3 protein-coding genes are annotated in these 4,016 nt (G+C 58.0%); all 3 read right to left on the bottom strand.

Annotated features, from left to right (window positions below):
* Nucleotides 1-922, bottom strand: a 922-nt coding sequence (locus CPT76_RS05765; RefSeq protein WP_258168122.1) for a transglycosylase domain-containing protein, incomplete at its 3' end; no start/stop codon positions are given.
* Between the two features lie 57 nt (nucleotides 923-979).
* Nucleotides 980-3,751, bottom strand: coding sequence for a DNA mismatch repair protein MutS (mutS, locus tag CPT76_RS05760; RefSeq protein WP_105442218.1), 2,772 nt, complete (start codon nucleotides 3,749-3,751; stop codon nucleotides 980-982).
* 63 nt (nucleotides 3,752-3,814) lie between these two features.
* Nucleotides 3,815-4,016 (bottom strand): putative amidoligase domain-containing protein (locus tag CPT76_RS37070; protein ID WP_483870036.1); only part of this gene is annotated, 202 nt, incomplete at its 5' end.

Below are 4,016 nucleotides of genomic sequence, written 5' to 3'. Positions count from 1 at the left end.
TTTTCTCGAAGTTCGATTCGTCCGCAAACTCTTTCTCCAGCACTTTCTGGGCGTTCGCGTCCATCGTCGTATAAATTTTATAGCCACCGATGTTCAGATCGTCTTCGCTGAGCCCGGTGACTTCTTCCGCCTCATTCATGACGTAGTCCATGAAGTTCTGGTACTGCTGTTGTTTTTTCGGCGGTTTATACGTATATTCGACTTTTTTCGCGGCGTCGGCCTCTTCCTGCGTGATGTACCCTTCCTGGGCCATCAGGTTCAGCACGACGGCGCGGCGCTGCATGGACAAGTCCGGATTGCGCACTGGGTTGTATTTGGAAGGTCCCTTCGGCATCGCCGCAAGGGTGGCCATTTCCCATACTTTCAAATCATTCAAATTACTTTTGCCGAAATAATACTTTGACGCTTCTTTAATGCCATAAATCTGCCCGCCGAACGGAATACGGTTCAAATACATCGTAATGATTTCGTCTTTGGTCTTGTTCCGTTCCAGCGCCATGGCGATGGACACCTCGGTCGCTTTCCGGAAGAACGTTTTGTCCCGGGTCAGAAAAATGTTTTTGGCGAGCTGCTGCGTTATGGTACTGCCGCCTTCGACCTTGGATCTGGCGATGACGTCCTTGACGGCCGCCCGGCCGATCGACCACAGATCGACGCCGCTGTGCTCATAGAAGCGTTCGATTTTGCTCGTCGCATGGCGGTAAAAGGCGGTGCTAACGTCTTCCGGTTCGATCCCCGAGCCGTCGTCGGTTACGCGGATGCTTTCAAGCCCGCCCTCCTCTACCGTGACCTCGATCCGAGAGCTTCCGGCATCAATGGCGTTCTCCACCAGTTCTTTCACAACCGAGGCGGGACGCTCAACCACTTCACCGGCCGCTATCTGGTTGGCTATGTGCTCGTCCAAAACGCGAATTTTCGCCATACCGTTCCCCCATTTCAAAAAAAGATATGAACGGACAATCGGCCTTGTCCCACTTGTTTATAGATCCTTCGCCTTCATTTTCAGCTCGTTCAGCAGCTGCATCGCCTGCAGCGGCGTCATGTTCATGACGTCGGCGCTTTTCACCGATTCCAAAATTTGCGTTACCGCTGGATGAACCGGCTGCGGCTCAGGAGCGGCAGCGCTTCGCTTCACCGGCTCCAGCTCCTCATCCCCGAATATCGAGAGCTGTACGACTTCCGCAATGCTTGACTCTCCCCGACCTGAAGCCGACTCCTGAACGGTAGCTCCGACGGCCGGTTCGGCGTGCCCTGCTTCCGCATCCGTCAGCGAAGGTTCCCATTCGCCAGCATACGCCCGCTCCCTGAGTTGCACCGGCGGTTCAGCCTTGGTCGTTTCTGCGGCCGCAGCCGTCTGGGCTGCGCTTTCCTCAAGGCCCTGCAGCAGCGTGTACGCCCGTCCTATAATGGACGAAGGCAGTCCGGCCAGCCGGGCGCAGTAAATGCCGTAGCTGCTGCCGGCAGGCCCGGCGATCAGCTTCCGCAGGAAGTGAACCTTGTCGCCGCTCTCCTGCACCGCCATGGAGTAATTACGCAGGCTCTGCAGGCTGTCCTCCAAATGCGCAAGCTCGTGAAAATGGGTCGATACGAGCGCCTTGCAGCCGATCGTATCATGGACATATTCGATCACCGCTTGGGCGATGGCCATGCCTTCGCTGGTCGACGTGCCCCGGCCCAGCTCGTCGATAATGATCAAGCTGCGCGGCGTCGCTTTTTCGGTCATGACCTGAATGTCAGCCATTTCCACCATGAACGTGCTCTGGCCGCCGATCAGGTCATCCGCCGCTCCGATCCGGGTAAAGATCCGGTCAACGAGCGGAATTTCCGCCGCCTTGGCCGGCACGAAACACCCGATTTGCGCCATGATCGAGATCAGCGCCACCTGCCGCATATACGTACTCTTTCCGGCCATGTTCGGCCCGGTTATGAGCAGAATCGCCGCTTCCTCCCGGGTCAGCCGGGTCCCGTTGGCAATGAAGGAGGCCTCCTTCATCACCGCCTCGACCACCGGATGGCGCCCGTTCTCTACGACCAGATCATAACCTTCGGTCAGCTTGGGCTTCACAAAGCCCTGCTCCGCGCTGACGGCTGCCAGCGACTGATAGACGTCCGTGACGGCGACCTTCTCGGCGAGTGCCTGCAGCCGCGGGATTTCCGCGCTGAGCCGGTCCCTTAGTTTGCTGAAGAGGGAATATTCGAGGTCCACCATTTTGTCCTGGGCTTCGAGAATGAGCCCCTCTTTCTCCTTCAATTCCGGCGTTACGAACCGCTCGGCATTGGCCAGCGTCTGCTTCCGTTCGTACCGGCCTTCCGGCAGGGTGCCCAAATTCGATTTGGTCACTTCAATGTAATACCCGAACACTTTGTTGAATCCGACCTTCAGCGAGCGGATGCCCGTCGCTTCACGCTCCTTGGCCTCAAGCTCAGCGATCCAGCGCTTGCCGTTCACGCTGGCTTCTCTGAGCTCGTCCAGGTGATCGTGATAGCCCGGCTTGATCAAGCCGCCGTCCCGCACAGATACGGGCGGATCGTCGACGATCGCCGCGTCGATCGCTTCATAAAGATCGCGGCATTCGTCCATCTCCGCCGCCAGCTTCCGCAGGGTGGAAGACGCCGACGACGCGCACAGTTCCTTCAAGGAAGGAATTTGCGCCAGCGACAGCTTGAGGGCGTTCAGGTCCCGCCCGTTCGCATTGCCGAAAGCGATTCTTGCGACCAGCCGCTCCAGATCGTAAATGTCTTTCAGCGCAGCCCGCAGGTCTTCCCGCAGGATAAACTGGTTGTAGAGATGCTCCACGGCTTCCAGGCGCTCTTCGATCGGCCCGCGGTGCAGAAGGGGCTTGTCGATCCATCTGCGCAGCAGCCGGGCCCCCATCGACGTTTCGGTCCGGTCCAGCAGCCAGAGCAGCGACCCTTTCTTGGATCGGTCGCGCACCGTCTCAACGAGCTCCAGGTTTCGCCGCGTGAACGGATCGAGAATCATGTAATGGCCGGGTTCATAGGGCGAAATTTGCGTCAGCTGGCCGAGCGAACGCCGCTGCGTCTCGCTCAGGTACGAAATAAGCACGGCCACGCATGCCTGCCGCTCCGGATCGAGCCGGGCCCAGGCCGATTCGCCGAACTGCGCGCGGACCGTCTGCTCCTCCCTTTTCTCCCATGACGTGTAGACGACCGGCCGGCTCCACTGGAGCTGTTCCGCCTTGATCAAATCCAGCATCTTCGGGTCGCCGATCACTTCCGCCGGTTCGTAGATGCCGATTTCGTCGCGCAGCCACTCCACGGATGCGGGCATGGAAGTCACGTACAGCTCGCCTGTCGTCAGATCGCAGGCCGCCAGCGACATCATGCGGTCGGTCTCGGTCACGCATACCAAATAGTTGTTGGATTTGTCGGCGACGTTTTTACCTTCCATGATCGTCCCCGGCGTCACGACGCGGACGATGCCGCGCTTGACCATGCCTTTGGTCACCGCCGGGTCTTCCAGCTGCTCGCAAATGGCCACTTTGTAGCCCTTCTCGATCAGCCGCTGTATGTAACTCTCAGCCGAATGGTAGGGAACCCCGCACATCGGGATTTTTTCGTCCCCGCCGCCTTCCCGGCCGGTTAACGTAATTTCCAGTTCCCGGGATGCTTTTAAGGCGTCCTCGAAAAACATTTCGTAAAAATCGCCCAGGCGGAAAAACAAAAACGCATCCTGGGCTTGCTGCTTGATTTCCAAATATTGTTCAATCATTGGCGTATACTTGGCCATGAGGTACCTCCAGACTTCACTTGTGCTCACGCCCTATTATAACAGAAAGTAAGTGGGCGGGAATCAAGGTTCGACCGGAATGTTCCACAGCGGCCGGATATCCCTACTCTCGTTCCACGTTGTTCCCCGCTCGATATGAGCAAGGAGAGGTTCGATAGAGCCGGCGTAATTGCCGTAATCCGGCAGCTGCCGGATTTCTCTGAGCAGCGGCCGAACGGCTGGCTTCATCACCTCGCGGTCCCCCCGATAATACGCCCGGTGCACC

Source organism: Paenibacillus sp. AR247 (assembly GCF_002968895.1).
GTDB lineage: Bacteria > Bacillota > Bacilli > Paenibacillales > Paenibacillaceae > Paenibacillus_AQ > Paenibacillus_AQ favisporus.
The sequence above is the reverse complement of the archived record's forward strand: the minus strand, read 5'-3'. Positions and strand labels throughout refer to the sequence as shown.